Below are 17,395 nucleotides of genomic sequence, written 5' to 3' on the forward strand. Positions count from 1 at the left end.
GCTATCGTTTTTACAATTCACTTATATCGTCTGAGCCAGAGGTGTTACCTAGGGCTTTATTTCCAATCATACCCAGATGTGTATAGGCAAATCCTTTATTATACTTCAGTCCATATCCAAAGATCCTATCCATGGCCGCATGCCCAAACAACACTATGCCTATTTGCTGCGTGAGTACATCATTCAGATATATACCCATCACAAAAATGGCCAGCGCTATGCCTTTATGATGAAACACATTGTAGACAGCAGCTCCTACGCTGTTATTTACCATATAGCCTAACATGCCGATATCCGGACCTATTAATAATAATAAATACCAATACCAGGACGCGTTGGCGTTCCATAACAAGAACAGGCTTATTAACAGCATGGCCAGTTCTTCCAGCTTAATCAAGACTTTCATTACTAAAGGCTTTCTGTTTGCGCAGTGTTCTCAACTGCCTGTTTATTATTTCCCGACAGTTTAATGTCGAAGGATTTCCAGTCTTTGTTTAAATCACCTTCAGCAAGAAGTTTTCCCTCTTCTATCAAAGTCTTTACCCGCCACATTAAAAACACGTCGCTGGTTTTGACTTTCATTCTATTCAAGGTGTTTTGCAATACGCGTGAAGCTTTTTGCCATTCGCCCGTAATATTCTTTAAGATCTCCGCGTCATAATAATCTTCGCCCTTACTGATAATTTTTTTACCACCCTCCAGAATGCGTACCATAGCATTTTCTTGAGTAAGCTTGAGCCACTCATCGGGGTCTACTTCATATTCACTAAGCGTAATGGGTCTCGCCAGCTTCTTTGCTTTTAAAAATTCTGACGGTTGAATTTCGTACAACCATGAAGGATAAAAAATATTTCCTTTTTCGTTAATGAACGGAAGATTATTCATATACAGAATCATCACCCTCCCCTGAAACTCACGCAGCTGGGGCATTAGCCAATAGTAGCCGCACACATCGTGTTGATTCTGCCCCATCCATATCCATGCCTCTTCTTCCGGGTTCTCCTGCAGCATCTTTATCAAATTGTGCACTGTCAGCTTATCATCAACCATATTCAACTGGTCTTTGTAGGGGGAATGCTCTAACAGAGCGTTCCACCAATCGCGACGTTGCTGATAGCCTTCTGTTTCGTAAATGGAAGCAATCGGTCCCACCGAATAGTCATCCTTTATCTGAATTACCGGACCGGCAAGCGTTTCATCCAACTCCTGCACTTTTTGCATCAACGCTACTTCGGCCTCATTAAAAACTATATGTATCATCCACTATGTATAATTGAGGATTAAGAATATGATTTATTAATCATCCACCCGCACCAATTCTTCTTCTTTATTGAGCTCGATAACAAGATTATCGATAATAAACTCCTGACGTTCCGCAGTATTTTTACCCATGTAGTATTCCAGCAACTGATGAATATGGTCGCCTTGTTCCAAACGCATAGGCGATTTACGCATGTCAGGGCCAATAAACTGAGCGAATTCATCTGGGCTTATCTCACCCAAACCTTTGAATCGGGTCACTTCTGGTTTTCCTGAAAGTTTTTTAATCGCAGCATTTTTCTCTGCTTCATTGTAGCAATAAATGGTTTCTTTCTTATCACGCACACGGAACAGCGGAGTTTCTAACACATATACTTTTCCTAGCTTTACCAAGTCGGGGAAAAACTGCAGGAAGAAGGTCATTATTAGTAGACGAATGTGCATTCCGTCCACATCAGCATCGGTAGCAATCACAATATTATTGTATCGTAGTCCTTCCAACCCTTCTTCAATATTTAGAGCGTGCTGCAGCAGATTGAACTCTTCATTCTCATATACCACTTTTTTAGTCAGCCCGAAACAGTTCAATGGTTTTCCGCGTAGACTAAACACTGCTTGTGTTTCCACATTGCGAGCTTTAGTAATAGAACCACTCGCACTATCCCCCTCGGTAATAAAAATAGTAGTTTCGGACTGCTTGCTGATAAACTCCTCTTTATTTCTAGCTGGGGGGTCGTCATTCAGGTGAATGCGGCAATCGCGCAGCTTTCTATTGTGCAGGTTGGCTTTCTTGGCTCTTTCATTCGCCAGTTTTTTAATACCCGCCAGCTCTTTTCTTTCCCGCTCGCTTTGCTCAATACGCTTCTTAAGTGCATCGGCAGTAGTAGGGTTTTTATGCAAATAGTTATCCAGCTCGCGCGATAGGAAATCTCCTACAAACTGGCGCATACTGGGACCATTCACATCGACGTTCTGCGAGCCCAGCTTGGTTTTAGTCTGACTTTCGAACACCGGCTCTACTACTCTTACACTTATTGCAGCCACTATACCTGTGCGGATATCAGCCGTATCATAATCTTTTTTATAAAAGTCGCGTACTGTTTTTACAAATGCCTCACGAAATGCCTGCTGGTGCGTCCCTCCCTGTGTGGTATACTGACCGTTTACAAAACTGTATAGTTCCTCGCCATAATCGTTGCCATGCGTAATGGCCACTTCGATGTCATCGCCTTTTAAATGAATGATGGGATAACGAATTTCATCAGGATTGGTTTTGCGCTCCAGCAAATCGCGAAGGCCGTGTTTACTTATATATGTTTTACCGTTAAAAACAATTTTCAAACCCGCATTCAGGAAGCAATAGTTCCATATCAGATTTTCGATAAACTCATGATGGAATTTAAAGTTCCTGAAGATAGTATCATCGGGAATGAATGTTACAGTAGTACCATTAGGCTCGGATGTTTTACCCTCTTTATGCTCGGTAATCAATACGCCACGTTCAAATTCTGCAACTTTTTCTTTTTTATCCCGAACCGATGCCACTTTGAAATAAGTACTCAAAGCATTTACCGCCTTGGTACCTACTCCGTTTAATCCTACAGATTTCTGGAACGCGCGGCTATCGTATTTTGCTCCCGTGTTAATTTTGCTTACAACATCAACCACTTTACCCAAGGGAATTCCACGGCCATAATCGCGTACGGTTACCGTTCTACCTTCTATAGTAAGTTCGATGGTTTTGCCATAGCCCATGGTATATTCATCGATACAGTTATCGATGACTTCCTTTACCAGTACATAAATACCATCATCCGGACTACTACCATCGCCCAATTTACCGATATACATCCCCGGTCTGAGGCGGATATGCTCCTTCCAGTCCAGACTTTTTATACTGTCCTCATCGTAATCGCTTCCCGGTGTAATAACTTTTTCCTTTGCCATTGATTAGTTCCTTTTTCTCCTCGTACCTAAAGGAGCGTGTTCGAAAATAGATGCAGTCCCTTCCGATGCATAGTCATAAGAAATAAGATGTTAACCTCTCATGCTGCAGCATTTAAGTGCCTCTGCATCGGATTCAGAAGTATGTATTTCACCTTCTGAGTCACGCAAATATAATAAAACTCAATACCTGGCAATATTTGAGAGTTATACACAATATGTGAAGAAAAATGCTTTATTATTCCTTAAAAACCTCTTGGACATGCCTGTCTGGGACAAATACGACTCTTGATATGATACGTTTTTTTTAAAAACTCAAAGATGAAGACCGCTCGCTATTTCGTCATCAAAACCTAAGTTTGCCACAGATTTATTGTTTATGAAACTATTTCAACCTCGTCATCATTTACTTTTACTCACTTCAGCATTATTTTTTATTGCCGCGTTTTTTACCCTAAAAAAAACATTAGACATGCACATGAATCAAACCACCTATGTGGTTTCGTTTGCCCGTATTTTCATGTTCTGTGCCGTTTATCTGTCCATATTATGGCTGTTGTATACTTATACTTATTCCATGATTGGCTCTAAAAGGATTTATCATTTCCATATTGTGCTCACCATACTGCTTTTCGTTATTATTATCATCACTGCATTGTGGAGTAATCAATGGATAGAGGCTTATAGCGGTCAAGATTTTATTAAGAAAGCTACCCTTTCGGCAGAAACAGGACAATTTGTAGTAGGCGCACTACTTACGCTTGTTACCGCACAATTACTAGTGCCTATTAATCTGATTATGGGGTGGTTTAAAAACCGGAAGCGCAAGGCTTCATCCCGATAAATATTTATTCAAATTTTTCCAGTCGCCTGAAGTGTTTTTTAGCTGCTCTTAAAAAATCTCTTCCTTTTTTATAAGGCCAGTAAGGATGCCCATTCCTCGCATTGTATTTACTGATTTGATACAACACTCTCCAATGATGCAGAATGGTTTTATACGCCTGCCACAAACTCATGTTACAATCATAAATATGATTAGGTTCGGCGCCGGAGCCGTTATACTCCAGAATCATAAAATTACGTCCTTGCTTCAAGTCTTCAATAGACTGTGTTTTAATGTCGTAACGCCCATAATAGAATTCCGTTTCTTTACTGATCTTGTCAAAAACACGAACCAAATTATCATCAATCAAATCATGTAGATTGGTAAACCGTGCGCCTCGATTATGGTTGCCTGCAAAAGACAGATAAAAAATTTCCCCCTCGGGAATAACTCTGTCGAATCGATGACCGTGTTTTTTTTCCATTTCTTCGAAGCGGTAACGGGCTCGGGGATGTGCCAATATATGTTCTTTGAGCGTGCGCTTACCATCGCCTCTTACCTGTAAAAGCTCTTTATGTATAAATCCCGACACCACACCTTTTTCTTCCCAAGGATAGCGATAATAAAATACACTCACCTCTACAGGATAATCCACCTTAGCTTGAATCAGATATTCTACGGGAATACGCTCATGATATCTTTTCAGTTGCGCTTCATCTTCAATGATTCTGAATAGAATTCCCTTCATACCCACATCGGGCTTTACCACAAATGGATACTGCAATCCCGAACGCGCAATTGCTTTCAATACTTCTTCAAAGGGTATTCCTGGTTGTATGTAGATGGTTTGCGGAACGATTTCTGCTGGGAGCAAATCGTACATTTCTTTTTTTCCTTCGCCTTCAAAGCCACCAAAAGTAATTTTAGGATTTGAGGGAGTAAAAAACCACACGGCTTTGCTTCTCATACAATACCAAAACCACATGGGAGATAATGGGGCATATAGTACATAGAAGTCCCACAGCTCCCAATTAAATAACCGCTCAAAAAATTTCTTAATCTGCATCAATAATCAGTAAATATACCTGTTGTGGCCCAAAATAAACTAATTTTATATAACCGCTCAAAGATATGGTTGAGTATTTCCGAGCCTAAAAAATAACATATGCAAATACCTACAATAGCCGAGCTTTTCTCAAACGGAAAAACGCCCGAAATATTGTTTTGGGTAGGATGTGCTGGCAGTTTTGACCAACGCGCACAAAAGATTACTAGAGCGTTTATTAAAATTCTGAACATTATCAAAATAGATTATGCCGTGCTCGGAAATGAGGAGATGTGCACAGGAGACCCCGCCAGACGCGCCGGAAATGAGTTCATCTTTCAGATGATGGCATATCAGAACATTCAGCTTTTAAATAACTACGGCATCAAAAAGATCGTAACAACCTGTCCTCATTGTTTCAACATTTTTAAAAACGAATATCCAGAACTAGGCGGCCATTACGAGGTGCTACACCACGCCACTTTTTTACAACAGCTGATTGACGAGGGCAAAATAAGATTGAAAGAAGGTGGCAATTTCAAAGGCAAAAAAATTACTTATCACGACAGCTGTTATCTGGGTCGCGCCAATAATATTTACGAAGCACCTCGAAAAGTACTCGAGGCCCTGGATGTAGCACTTGTAGAAATGAAACGTTGTCGTAGTAAGGGATTATGCTGTGGTGCCGGTGGCGCCCAGATGTTCAAGGAAGAAGAGCAAGGTCTCCATCGCATCAACTTGGAGCGTACTCAAGAAGCTTTAAACACTGAGGCTTCATATATAGCGGCAGCCTGCCCTTTTTGCAATACCATGCTTAGCGACGGCGTCAAAAATGCGGAAAAAGAGGATGCTGTAAAAGTGCTAGATATTGCCGAAATTATTGCCGCTTCATTAGAAGATGAGGACTAAAACAAGTCCCTTAACCAACTATTTACCCTGTGTTGATGTTGTTATATAGCCATGTACTGGCAATCATTTGATATTTTTGCAACATGAAATTAAACTATAAGGAATTATTACCCGGGGATTTTCATCCGAATTCGCGTGTGTGGGTATATCAAGCCAGCCGTCTTTTAAGCCTACAGGAGGCCTTTGATGCAGAAGACAAAATCAATGCTTTTGTTGAGGAATGGCAAAGTCATGGAGCCAAGGTTAAAGCAGCAGGCTTTTTGTTTTTTGGACAGTTTGTAATTCTGATGGCTGACGAATCTATAGCCACCGTAAGTGGTTGTAGCACAGATAGCTCTGTACGTTTTATTAAATCATTGGAGGCCAGGTACGGGGTAAGTTTCTTCGATCGTACCACTTTGGCTTTTATTATTAAGGACAAAGTACAATTATTACCTCTTGCACAACTGCAATATGCATTTGATAATGGGTTCGTCAACGGAGACACCTTGTATTTCAACAATCTGGTAGCCACCAAAGCTGAGTTGGAAAACAATTGGATCATCCCTGTGAAAGAAAGCTGGCTGAAGAGCCGAATTCAGGTAGTATCCCAATAAACAGCTCCATAACCAGAATGTTTTTGGCTAACCTTATTGTTTCTACTTTAATGTACAAACGGGAACTATGCATTAGCTAAAACCTTATTATAGCATAATTGTTATTTATTTGATTTGCAAAACAGATGCACCTCCCCCGTTAAACTCCATCAGGTATATTTCAGACTGACAAGTCCGAATTCTTTAACTTTGTTAAAATTACTGCGTAGATGTTCAACTCGATTGAAGAAGCTATTGAAGATATCAAGCACGGTAAAATGGTGATTGTGGTGGATGATGAAGACCGTGAAAATGAGGGAGATTTCATTGCTGCTGCAGCTTCCATCACTCCGGAAATGGTAAACTTCATGGCTACCCACGGACGTGGGCTTATTTGTGCTCCACTGCCGGAGGAACGTTGCGATGAGCTGGGGCTGGATTTGATGGTTACTAATAATACAGCCCTCCATGAAACAGCCTTTACGGTATCGGTAGACCTCTTGGGACATGGTTGTACCACCGGTATTTCTGCACATGACCGTGCTAAAACGATACAGGCTTTAAATGATATTAATACCCGTCCGGCTGATTTAGGTCGTCCGGGACACATATTCCCTTTACGTTCTAAAAGAGGTGGTGTACTACGTCGCGTAGGCCACACAGAAGCCGCCACAGACTTAGTAAGGCTGGCAGGGTACCCTTATCCTTATGGAAGTGTGTTGGTGGAGATTATGAACGAAGATGGAAGCATGGCGCGCCTGCCGGACCTGATTAAAGTAGCAGAAAAATTTAACCTTAAACTAATTTCCATAAAAGATTTGATAGAATATCGCTTGAAGAGAGATTCCCTTATCGAAGAAATTGTACGCGTAAAGATGCCCACTAAATACGGAGATTTTACGTTAGTGGCTTTTAAAGAAAAAAATGGTGGCAACGAGCATCTCGCCTTAATAAAAGGCGAGTGGGAAAAAGGAGACCCGGTACTAACCCGTGTGCACTCTTCTTGCTTCACCGGAGACATTTTAGGCAGCCTACGTTGCGATTGTGGCGACCAGTTGCACACTGCCATGAAGATGGTTCAGCAAGAAGGTAAAGGTATTATCCTATATATGAACCAAGAAGGTCGCGGTATCGGGCTATTGAACAAACTGAAAGCCTATAAACTGCAGGAGGAAGGCATGGATACAGTAGAAGCTAATCTGCATCTGGGCTTCAAGATGGACGAACGCGATTATGGTGTAGGTGCACAGATACTGCGTTACCTGAACGCTACCAAACTCCGCCTGATGAGTAATAACCCTCGCAAAAGAGTGGGGTTGATTGGCTACGGACTGGAGATTGTAGAGAATGTTCCCATTATCATCCCGCCCAATGAGCATAACCAAAAGTACCTAAGTACCAAGCGGAAAAAATTGGGGCACGATTTCTAGCCTCACTACACTAGCCTGGATGGCACATAGGAAGGGGTAAGGTGCACAGCATAACGACACACTGTATGTTTATTAATGATTTGTACCAATTCATATGAACAAGCCCACCAACCTTGAGGAATACCTGCAACAGGTACCTGATGCATCCAAACCGCTACTGAGAGCGTTACGTGCTCTTATTAAAAGTATTGTGCCCGAAGCGGAAGAAACCCTTAGTTATGGCATCGGCGGTTTTAAATTCAATAATAGATTTTTTATTTACTATTCAGGGAACAAACAACATATAGGCCTCTACCCCGTGCCACGTACGTATAAAGATTTTGAACAGGCATTACAATCTTTTAAAGGAGGGAAAAGTACACTACAACTACCTTTGGATAGGCCACACTTCCCGTAGATTTAATAAAACGTATAGTTTTATTTCGTATTGCTGAAATAAAGAACAAAAAACAACAAAAGCAATAAAGCATCCTCGTCGGCCTAATGTTATCCATTCATCGGAAGATAACAACTACTTGTGCTTTCATTCAATTTAAAAATATTATATTGCCGAAGCTTTATTTGCTTTGCCCATACCTTAATATTCTATCATTATGTCATTTAGAAAAATCTTTATTCAGAAAAAAACATTGCTAATAGCATTTTTAGTAACTATTGTCAGCTTTGCCCAAGCGCAAACTTTCACCGTAGCTACTTATAACCTTCGTTTTGACAACCCTAAAGATATTGGTAACCTGTGGAAAGACCGCATGCCTTATGTAGCAGCACTTATCCGCTATCACGATTTTGATGTAGTAGGCACCCAGGAAGGAAGGCCTAATCAACTCCAAGATCTCATCAAAGCATTACCTCAATATGCACGCTACGGCAAGGGGCGTGATGATGGTAGCGACAAGGGTGAACACTCGGCAATCTTTTACAAAAAAGATAAATTTCAATTACTAGCCTCTGGCGATTTTTGGCTTTCGGAAACACCTGATAAGCCTGGGTTAGGATGGGATGCTACCTGCTGCAATCGTATCTGCTCATGGGTATATCTGCAGGATAAAAAAACCAAGAAGAAATTTTACTTCTTCAATGTGCACTTTGATCATCAAGGTAAAATTGCCCGTAGAGAAAGTAGCCATCTTATGCTGAAGAAGATTAAAGAAATAGCGAAGGGAGAACCCGTTATTCTGACTGGCGATTTCAATTCAGAACGGGAAGAAGAGCCTTACAAAATTCTTAGCACTTCTGACATTATTCATGACAGCTATAAGGACGCTCAGCACCCTTACGAAAACAATACTTCTTTTAACGGCTTTAAAAAAGAATTTACCGGCAACGGTGTAATCGACCATGTATTTATTACCAAACACTGGAAAGTTCACAAATGGGGTATTCTCACCGATACCTATTTTGGTAAATTCCCATCAGACCACTTCCCTGTCGAAGTAGTGTTGGAGCTTAAATAAGGCAAAAAATAGTACACTCTTTTTAATCGCCCTCTGGAACCGTTTTAGGTACCAGGGGGTCTTCTTTTGGTAGTGATAAGGCCGGAGGTACTTTTTGTATAGAATCTGTTGAAGAAGGCGAGGGTGGCATGCTTCTTTCTGCACGTCTTCTTACATTGGAAAACACTTCCCGCAAAGTATTGAATTCTTTCTTAAAGGAAATACCCCCTCCGGTTCGTTTAAGTTTTGCTGCACCGGTACTTTGTGTGGTGAGATAATCCAAACTTTCTCTATAGAACAAATTTAAGCGTATGCTGCCGCTTGGATTTAAAAGCCACTCCGCGGTTACATCAGGCAGAAATTGTACTGTTTGCTGAATAGTTGACTGCAAGGGCACTTCGAGCGAACTCCCCAATGTAATAACTAGTCTATCCTGAAACAAAGGCACCAAAAGAGAACCATTCACGTTCGCTTGGTTGATATTAAAGTTATTGGAAGAAGTACCCAATACGTTGCGGTTGTACACGGACCCACTGAAGACTACACTCACATTATGTCCTAGCAAAGAAGCCAAAGCACTATTGAGCTTTTTATTGATTTCGTTAAAGAACAGCCCAGACAAACTCGATATAGTGTTATAGGTAAATTCTACCGCAGCTCCTACGCCTATGTTAGACACCCCTGTCTGCGGTGGAGCAAAACTATTGAATACGATAAGGTAAGTTACCTGACGGGCTACTTCACTCTGGCTTCTTTCAATCTGCTGTAAAGCATTAATAACATTAAAATCGTTGTTGTAACGACTGTTCTGGTCAAGTTGCAGTTCAAACTTAAACTCAGGCCTAAACAGTTGGCCGGTAAGTGTTGCATATACGTACACATTCTCGCGAGTATTGGCATAGCTTTGATCGATGGTAACACCTGCCAACGGAGCAAAGCTTACCCGCTCCGCCCGATAGCGTGCCTGTATATTGATATTAGCCTTTAGCGGATCGCCGGTCCATGAAATATAATTCTCGGTTCCTTTTATGATTTCGAAAGGCTTCGGAAAAAATGATTTGAAGGTGTAATTGTAAGTTCCTTCTTCTATATCCAATCTTCCTTTAATACTTAAAGGCTCCGAGCTGCCGGATCTGATAGTTAATGTTCCTGAGCCACGGCCTTCAATTTGATCTCCGGTAAGATCGTCCATCACAAATCGCATCAGCACTTTGGGATTTGCCGTCACATCCACCTCATAAATCATGTTTGATACGGGGAGTTCAGGCAATACACTGTCAGAAAGCTCATCGCCAAACTTTCTTTCCACCAGCCATTCAGGCATTCTTCCTGCCTGATTGTTAGAGGAAGCAATAGTGAAATAACTTTCATCCTCGTCAGAAGCTATAGCATCTACTTTCATATAGGTGTTCTCCTCCGACCCCACCAGTACAAACGATCCTGTAGCACGTACATTTCCGTAAAAGAGCTTGTTGTCAGCATAAGTAGTATTGAGCACCTGTACCGGACGGTTATTGGCTCTATCTCTAGTGCCCGGCTTACGCGTAGATACTAGGATATCATAAAACATATCCTGAAAAGCATGATGCAAAATACTTCCCGTAAGATAAACGGGATTGTTGGTTATGGTATCGATGAGTACAATGCCGTTTAGATTAATCTCATTTTCGTTAAGTTCAATCTCTCTGTCCAAGATTTTATAATAACATTGTGTAAACTTTACTTTGAGTCCGGCATTATGCAATCGCCCTTTACCCACTACCTCCAATTCATCCAATGGACCTTTTAAATCAAAGTCCCCTGTTATGTCTCCAGTTAAATCGGAAAATAAAGTATTCAGAAAACGGGTGAGATACTTAAGATCAAAATGATTTGCCTTCAAGGAAATAATATTATTGATTTGGCTCTCCCTATCTTTCAGATAAAGGTGAATATCGTATGCTAAGCTTTTTTCTTCCCCGCCTAACGTTTTGCCCTTTACTAAAAGTTCCTGAGTCTGCATATCAAATTCCACACGTGCATTTAAGTCGCCGATAGAGTCGTTATCAAACCAAACTGTCCTTGCCACAAAATCTTCCGATACAATTTTCATTTGCTTGCCTGGATTATCAATGAGCACGTAGGCCGAAACAGTACCCTCCAATCGATTATTGGAAAGCAAATAGGGACTGATATCTCCCAAAATAATATTCTGAAGTGATATGGAAACATTATTCCATTCTCCTTCTTTTGATGGCAAAGTTTCAATTTTGATTTCCTGCATGCCCTCTTTAAGTACTAGGGAGCCAAATGCAGGCGCATGCTCTCTAAATTCTAGTTTACCATTATCTTCTATGGTCCAAATTTTTCCATTAACCACAAAGGCCGAGGGAGCGAAGCGTATACCCACTCCATTATGATAAGTATTTACCACCGCATTGATGCCACTTTGATCTACTGTTGCATTACCACCTGTATAAAGACTCACGCGGGACACATCATCACGTGCGACAATATTGAACATCGCCAAATCGATACTCATACTGTCTGTAATCCGTATATCAGAAGTCGCTCCGGTCACTTCAATACTATCGTAAGTACCCGTAACATCAATGATAGTACCTGAAAAACCAAACTGTTTATACTTAAAGTAAGGAATATTTAGATTCAGCCCCAGCGTATTCGTGTTCATATCTATACTGCCTAGTATACTGCTGTTGTTGAATCCATACAGATTACTATCAATCAGCGAAGCCAATCTATCAAAATTGCGCGTAAAAATGTTGAAGGAGAAAGACTGAACCGGCACATCGCGCGTGGGCTTATTGATATACGAAGGATAATATCTGTTTAAAAACGCAAGCACAGAGTTTGGCAAATCCCGGATATTAAACTGTCCGTATAAGCTAGCATTGAATTCGTTGGAAGATATATTTAGATGTTTCAGGGAATCGGACAAAAAAGAACTAATTACCAGAGAATCGAAAGAAAGCGGCCACCCGTCCTTTGTTAAATAAGCATCGGAAACACGGGCTTTGCCGAGAAAGTCATCAATAGTATTACCCGAAAACTCAGCATTCACTTTTCCGCTGAAAGCTAAGTCCACACCCAGCAGATTGGTATTTTTAAAATTTAGTGTATCGATGTTGGCCAGAAAATTAAACTCCGGTTCCTTTTTGGAAAAATCTATCAAACCATTCAAGTTAAAATGGGCGTTAGAATCATTAATGATAAAGCTACCATCAAAGATTTTCTTATTCAATTCTCCGTCCATAGTAATATCTCTGTACCGATATCCTTTATAGTCGAAATATCGGACACGCGCATCCAACATCACATTGCCGCTTTGTGTTTTGAAACCTGCGCCCTTCAGCGTCGCATTCAAACTTATAGCACCAATGGCACTATCTTTAATAAACTGTCCGAGTTGGAAATTATCGGAGTGTACTGTTCCGGAGTAAATAGGGTATTCGGCCTGTTGCAACTTCAAATTTACATCAGCCTTAATGGTACCCAATGCAGTATGCAAGGTGCCGTAAGTTACAAAGTCATTAATAAAACCCGCAAAGTTTCCGTTAAAAACAATATGTCCTAACTTAGCAAAATCGGGATTGGTAACATTTCTAAGGCTGGGAATAATATCCTTAGCATCCGCATAAACCGTCTTAAACTCGTTGGCTTTGATATCTAAAAACGTACTTTGTATCTCGGGCAAACCTGTAAGGGAGGCATCTCCGGCAAAAGATGTTCCCACGCCTGCCTGAATGTTCAGGTCTTTTCCAATCAACGCTGCCACAGGACCTGCAATGATACCATTTAACCTTATTCTTTTTTTCCAACTCTTTACATCAGGAGCAAAATAGGCAATATCATCACTATTAATTTCGGTATTGATAAAATGGCCTTCCATACGTACCTTTTCCTCAAAATCATTCATATCACTAAACCGGTCGAAACGCATGCTGAAGTAATTGCGCAAATGGCTATCATTAGTAAGAATGTCGAGCTGCTCAAAAGTCATCTCCGTAGGTGTAAACCGAGCATCAGCAACCAGACGTTTTACTTCAAAGCCGCTACGCTCTCGTGTTCTTAGCGTCATCGATGCAGTAATCGTATCCCCAACCCATTGCACATTTTTAAAATTGCCATAAATCTTAGCAAACTCGATATGCTTTCCATCAAAACCGGAACTATCCAACGGACGTGAATCATTATCTGTTTTGAAGGTACCGTTATTCAAAGCAACCTCGCTTACCAGTATCTTCCAGGTGTTATTGCTATTACTTGCCGTATCAGCAACTGCAGGTTTGGAAACAGCACTCTTAAAATTAGGAGGCCGGTTCCCATCGTAATCAAAAATGGCAAAATAAGGTTGATTAATTTGAAGCGAACTGATTTCAATGTTTTTATTAGCAAAATCTACTTTTCTGGAAACCGTATTGAGTGAAGCGAGTGAAACGGTCATATCCTGCCCAATCCATCCGTCCTGTTGACGCACAAAAATATTTTTCAGGTCGATTTCCCGTAGGGCTAGATTAATTGCATTATCCTTCTTCTTTTCGGTGCTTGCCGGAGTGGAAAAGTAGTCTAGTATAAACTGATAGTTCCATATGGAATCGGTGCGTTTGAGATGCACATAAGTATCTCGAAGACCGATATATTTTAACTCTATATCTTGTTTAAAGAAAAACCAATCTGTAACGTTTACGGTGATGGCCCCTGCACTTAGTAGAGTATCCTGCCCACGATCTTTAACCAACACCCCTTCCAAATGCATTTTATTAAAAAGAGAAAAATCTACACGATCGATACTGATATGCGTTTTCAAGTCGCGGGACAGCCGTGCCGTTACTTTATCAATAAGCCAGTTTTGCACCGGCGGTAACTGAACGATCATCCATACTGCGACCAGCAGCGCAATCACAGACGCCAGGACAACAAGTGATATTTTTCTTAATTTTTTCAGGAAACCACCAATTATTACTTAGTTGTAAAAGTAATTTATTCACCAGCATCCGGCAAATTTCGCCGTTGCTTTAAGCGTAATTTTATATTTTTATTGTTTACGGGTTATTTGCCCTTTTATTCGATAACAGGAACATTCTTTTTATCCATAATAGCCCCCACTTAATCGCGCAGCTATGAGAACTGTATTCATCTTGGTACTTTGTTTTTTTTGTCTAAGCAATATCAAAGCACAGCAGTTTGGAGGCAACCCTCCCTCTACACGCTGGTACCAGATGGATTCAGACACTGCAAGAATTATTTTTCCTCAAAAAATGGACAGTATGGCCGCCAAGGTTGCAAATCTCGTAACGCATCTGGCACGCCACAATCCTCTCAATTTGGGAAATCAGTTGAAAAAAGTGGATATTGTACTACAACCTCAAACGATTAACGCTAACGGTTATGTAAGTTTAGGACCTTTCCGAAGCGAGTTTTATACCACGCCTCCTGCAGATAACTTTGATTTAGGAAGCCTAGAATGGCTTACCCAACTTACGTTACATGAGTACAGACACGTACATCAGTACAACAATTTCAACCATGGTCTCAGTACCGCCATGCGCTATCTATTTGGGCAGGAAGGCTATGCACTGGCTATCAATACCGCTATTCCCAACTGGTTTTTTGAGGGCGATGCCGTGTATCAGGAAACCTCTCTATCGCCACAAGGAAGAGGTCGTATGCCCTCTTTTTTGAAAGGATTCCCGGCACTATGGCAGTCTGGAAAAGAGTATGGATGGATGAAGTTGCGCAATGGCTCTTATAAAGATTTTACACCGAGCCATTATGTACTAGGATATTTACTAGTAAACTATGGCATTCAAGAATACGGCCCCCAGTTCTGGAAAAATGTCACCCACGATGCTAGTGCTTTTAAAGGCCTATTCTATCCTATGCAAAAAGCTATAAAAAAGTATTCCGGTTTGAAGTATAAAGAGTTCACCCACAAAGCACTGAACTATTATAAGCATCAGTATCAAACTTCGGCTTTTAAAAACAATTCATTTATAAAAGACGAAATGGAGCTGTCGCCTTTGTCGCAAACCGTTACCCATTACCAATATCCGTTTCAGATCGCGAAAGACAGCCTGCTTTATTTGAAAACGGGCAATAACATTCGGCCAGCTTTTTATATTAAGGATAAACATAAAGAGCACCGGCTTCGATGGAGAGATATCAGCATCGACAACCAATACAGCTATCGTAATGGGAAAATCGTTTATGCTGCATTGGAATCAGACCCTAGATGGAGATGGCGGGATTATAGTGTTATCAAAATACTCGACATTCATTCGGGCAAACAACGAACCTTGCAACATAAAACACGCTACTTCTCTCCCGATATCTCTGCAGACGGAACGCTTATTGCGGCCAATCATGTTAAAGAAGACGGGAGTTCCGCACTTGTAATATTGAATGCAACGGATGGCTCAATCCTTAAAGAAATCAGCCAAAAGGATATTGCCTACTTTACCAATCCCAAAATAATCAATAATCGTACTGTGATAGCCGTACTTCGATACACTAACTCCCGTACATCTATTGCTAGTATTGATATCAACTCGGGGAGCATCGAACTTCTTATACCACCATCTTTTACACTTATCGGACAAATTGACGCCAAAGAAGACAAGGTGTACTTTTCTGCAGCACAGCATCTAAAGGATGAGATTTTTTACTATGATATTTCAAGTAAGCAGCTCTACAAACTGCCCACCAATGGTGTAGGTAGTTATTTTATCAATGCTGATTACGATAAAATCACCTGGAGCAGTTTCACTGCAAGCGGGTACCAATTAAAACAGGTAGACATAAGTAAAGCTGTATGGGAACCCGTTTCGTGGTCCACTTTCACTAATGTGCACAATGGCTTTTCGGCAGACACTAGTCATCCCTCATTTCTGCATAATATACCTACCACTATACATTCTGTTAAGCCCTATCGCAAGCTGACAAAGCCTTTTAACTTCCATAGCTGGAGGCCCGATTATGAACAACCGGAATTTCGCTTTACCCTTTATGGCAATAATATTTTGAACACTACCCAAACTCAACTCTACTATTTATATAATGAAAACAACCGCACTCATACAGCAGGAGGAAGTTTTATATACGGCGGATTATTCCCCTATATTCGGCTGGGAACCCAATATACTTTTGATAGACACTCTATAATTAATCAAAAACTTAAAGAGTGGAACGAATGGAACAGCTATGTAGGGTTAAGCTTACCCTTAACCTGGACCTCAGGACGCACCTATAAAACGTTGACATTATATAGCGATTATCATTATCGTGCCGATTTCCACAGGGGATCTACGCAAAATGATTTTCGCAATCTCAGATTCAACTATTTGAGACATGGCATCAGCTGGTCGCAGCGCGTACCTACTACTGTTCAGGATATATTTCCAAGATGGGGCTACCGAATTGCATCGCAATATACACATGCCCTCAATATCTATAAAAGCTGGCAAAGCTATACAGGAATCAGTCTGTATTTGCCAGGTATAGCCCCGGCACAGCATCTAGTATTAAATGGGGGCGTTCAGTACAGCGGTAATAGCACCCGTATCTTCTCTAACAATTTGCCCTTTGCTAGAGGTTACACTACCGTAGATTCCGCAGGTGCTTATACTGCATCGGCTAATTATCATCTAACCTTATTATACCCTGATTGGGGCTTTGCCAACATTCTTTATCTATCGCGAATTCGGGCGAATATTTTTTTCGACCATACCCGCCCGTTCGATAAATACGGTGTTAACGGTCATAGCATGCAAAGTGCGGGTACAGAAATTTACTTCGATACTAAGTGGTGGAATCAGCACCCCATTACACTGGGATTCCGGATAGGAAGACACTTAACTCCAGCACCAGCCAATCCGCGCAACTTCTTCTTTGAGTTCTTGCTCCCATCACTGCTATAACTACATGCCTATAAAAAAGCCTCATGAATATTATCTACTCATGAAGCTTTGTATGTATCA

12 protein-coding genes are annotated in these 17,395 nt (G+C 41.0%); 7 read left to right on the plus strand and 5 right to left on the minus strand.

Annotation, left to right across the window (positions count from 1 at the left end; all coding sequences use genetic code 11):
- Positions 1–10 precede the first annotated feature (10 nt).
- Genes PIECOFPK_RS14020 through PIECOFPK_RS14030 form a run of 3 tightly spaced genes read right to left on the minus strand, consistent with a single transcriptional unit; the run spans position 11 to position 3,207 of the window.
- Positions 11–406 (minus strand): DUF4260 domain-containing protein, encoded by a 396-nt coding sequence (locus tag PIECOFPK_RS14020; RefSeq protein ID WP_330973642.1) that lies wholly within the window; start codon positions 404–406, stop codon positions 11–13.
- A gap of 2 nt (positions 407–408) precedes the next feature.
- Entirely contained in the window at positions 409–1,260 is an 852-nt protein-coding gene (locus PIECOFPK_RS14025; protein WP_409966186.1) for a DUF1835 domain-containing protein, read from the minus strand.
- A 36-nt stretch (positions 1,261–1,296) separates the two neighbouring features.
- Positions 1,297–3,207 (minus strand): DNA topoisomerase IV subunit B, encoded by a 1,911-nt coding sequence (locus PIECOFPK_RS14030; protein WP_330973640.1) that lies wholly within the window; start codon positions 3,205–3,207, stop codon positions 1,297–1,299.
- Positions 3,208–3,676: 469 nt separating this feature from the next.
- Between PIECOFPK_RS14030 and PIECOFPK_RS14035 the strand changes: the two genes are divergently transcribed.
- A complete protein-coding gene (locus tag PIECOFPK_RS14035; protein WP_409966187.1) occupies positions 3,677–4,048 on the plus strand; it encodes a hypothetical protein in 372 nt (123 codons plus the stop codon).
- Between the two features lie 4 nt (positions 4,049–4,052).
- On the opposite strand, the gene PIECOFPK_RS14040 is transcribed toward PIECOFPK_RS14035, so the two are convergent.
- Positions 4,053–5,093: a hypothetical protein gene (locus PIECOFPK_RS14040; protein WP_330973638.1), complete on the minus strand. Its 1,041-nt coding sequence runs from the start codon at positions 5,091–5,093 to the stop codon at positions 4,053–4,055.
- A 99-nt stretch (positions 5,094–5,192) separates the two neighbouring features.
- On the opposite strand from PIECOFPK_RS14040, the gene PIECOFPK_RS14045 reads away from it, so the two are divergent.
- The 5 genes from PIECOFPK_RS14045 (at position 5,193) to PIECOFPK_RS14065 (ending at position 9,440) form a co-directional block, all read left to right on the plus strand.
- Positions 5,193–5,981 carry a (Fe-S)-binding protein gene (locus PIECOFPK_RS14045; RefSeq protein ID WP_330973637.1) on the plus strand — a complete coding sequence of 263 codons (789 nt, stop codon included), beginning with the start codon at positions 5,193–5,195 and terminating at the stop codon, positions 5,979–5,981.
- Positions 5,982–6,064: 83 nt separating this feature from the next.
- Positions 6,065–6,577, plus strand: coding sequence for a hypothetical protein (locus tag PIECOFPK_RS14050; protein ID WP_330973636.1), 513 nt, complete (start codon positions 6,065–6,067; stop codon positions 6,575–6,577).
- Positions 6,578–6,786: 209 nt separating this feature from the next.
- A complete protein-coding gene (locus PIECOFPK_RS14055; RefSeq protein WP_409966188.1) occupies positions 6,787–7,986 on the plus strand; it encodes a bifunctional 3,4-dihydroxy-2-butanone-4-phosphate synthase/GTP cyclohydrolase II in 1,200 nt (399 codons plus the stop codon).
- A gap of 94 nt (positions 7,987–8,080) precedes the next feature.
- Positions 8,081–8,383 carry an iron chaperone gene (locus tag PIECOFPK_RS14060; protein WP_330973634.1) on the plus strand — a complete coding sequence of 101 codons (303 nt, stop codon included), beginning with the start codon at positions 8,081–8,083 and terminating at the stop codon, positions 8,381–8,383.
- A gap of 196 nt (positions 8,384–8,579) precedes the next feature.
- Positions 8,580–9,440: an endonuclease/exonuclease/phosphatase family protein gene (locus PIECOFPK_RS14065; RefSeq protein WP_330973633.1), complete on the plus strand. Its 861-nt coding sequence runs from the start codon at positions 8,580–8,582 to the stop codon at positions 9,438–9,440.
- Between the two features lie 22 nt (positions 9,441–9,462).
- Here PIECOFPK_RS14065 and PIECOFPK_RS14070 read toward each other — a convergent pair whose 3' ends face one another.
- A complete protein-coding gene (locus PIECOFPK_RS14070) occupies positions 9,463–14,322 on the minus strand; it encodes a translocation/assembly module TamB domain-containing protein (protein WP_409966189.1) in 4,860 nt (1,619 codons plus the stop codon).
- A gap of 217 nt (positions 14,323–14,539) precedes the next feature.
- On the opposite strand from PIECOFPK_RS14070, the gene PIECOFPK_RS14075 reads away from it, so the two are divergent.
- Complete coding sequence (locus PIECOFPK_RS14075; RefSeq protein WP_409966190.1) at positions 14,540–17,335, plus strand: TolB family protein; 2,796 nt, start codon at positions 14,540–14,542, stop codon at positions 17,333–17,335.
- Positions 17,336–17,395: the final 60 nt, after the last annotated feature.

The sequence above is a fragment of the Chitinophagaceae bacterium C216 genome (assembly GCA_028485475.2).
Lineage (GTDB): Bacteria > Bacteroidota > Bacteroidia > Chitinophagales > Chitinophagaceae > Niabella > Niabella composti.

What these genes read in the sequence shown, in the direction of transcription:
- PIECOFPK_RS14025 (WP_409966186.1), bottom strand. Translation starts at nt 1,260, where the DNA reads ATGATACATATAGTTTTTAATGAGGCCGAAGTAGCGTTGATGCAAAAA.
- PIECOFPK_RS14060 (WP_330973634.1), top strand. Translation starts at nt 8,081, where the DNA reads ATGAACAAGCCCACCAACCTTGAGGAATACCTGCAACAGGTACCTGAT.
- PIECOFPK_RS14035 (WP_409966187.1), top strand. Translation starts at nt 3,677, where the DNA reads ATGCACATGAATCAAACCACCTATGTGGTTTCGTTTGCCCGTATTTTC.
- PIECOFPK_RS14045 (WP_330973637.1), top strand. Translation starts at nt 5,193, where the DNA reads ATGCAAATACCTACAATAGCCGAGCTTTTCTCAAACGGAAAAACGCCC.
- PIECOFPK_RS14075 (WP_409966190.1), top strand. Translation starts at nt 14,540, where the DNA reads ATGAGAACTGTATTCATCTTGGTACTTTGTTTTTTTTGTCTAAGCAAT.
- PIECOFPK_RS14040 (WP_330973638.1), bottom strand. Translation starts at nt 5,093, where the DNA reads ATGCAGATTAAGAAATTTTTTGAGCGGTTATTTAATTGGGAGCTGTGG.
- PIECOFPK_RS14020 (WP_330973642.1), bottom strand. Translation starts at nt 406, where the DNA reads ATGAAAGTCTTGATTAAGCTGGAAGAACTGGCCATGCTGTTAATAAGC.
- PIECOFPK_RS14030 (WP_330973640.1), bottom strand. Translation starts at nt 3,207, where the DNA reads ATGGCAAAGGAAAAAGTTATTACACCGGGAAGCGATTACGATGAGGAC.
- PIECOFPK_RS14050 (WP_330973636.1), top strand. Translation starts at nt 6,065, where the DNA reads ATGAAATTAAACTATAAGGAATTATTACCCGGGGATTTTCATCCGAAT.
- PIECOFPK_RS14055 (WP_409966188.1), top strand. Translation starts at nt 6,787, where the DNA reads ATGTTCAACTCGATTGAAGAAGCTATTGAAGATATCAAGCACGGTAAA.
- PIECOFPK_RS14065 (WP_330973633.1), top strand. Translation starts at nt 8,580, where the DNA reads ATGTCATTTAGAAAAATCTTTATTCAGAAAAAAACATTGCTAATAGCA.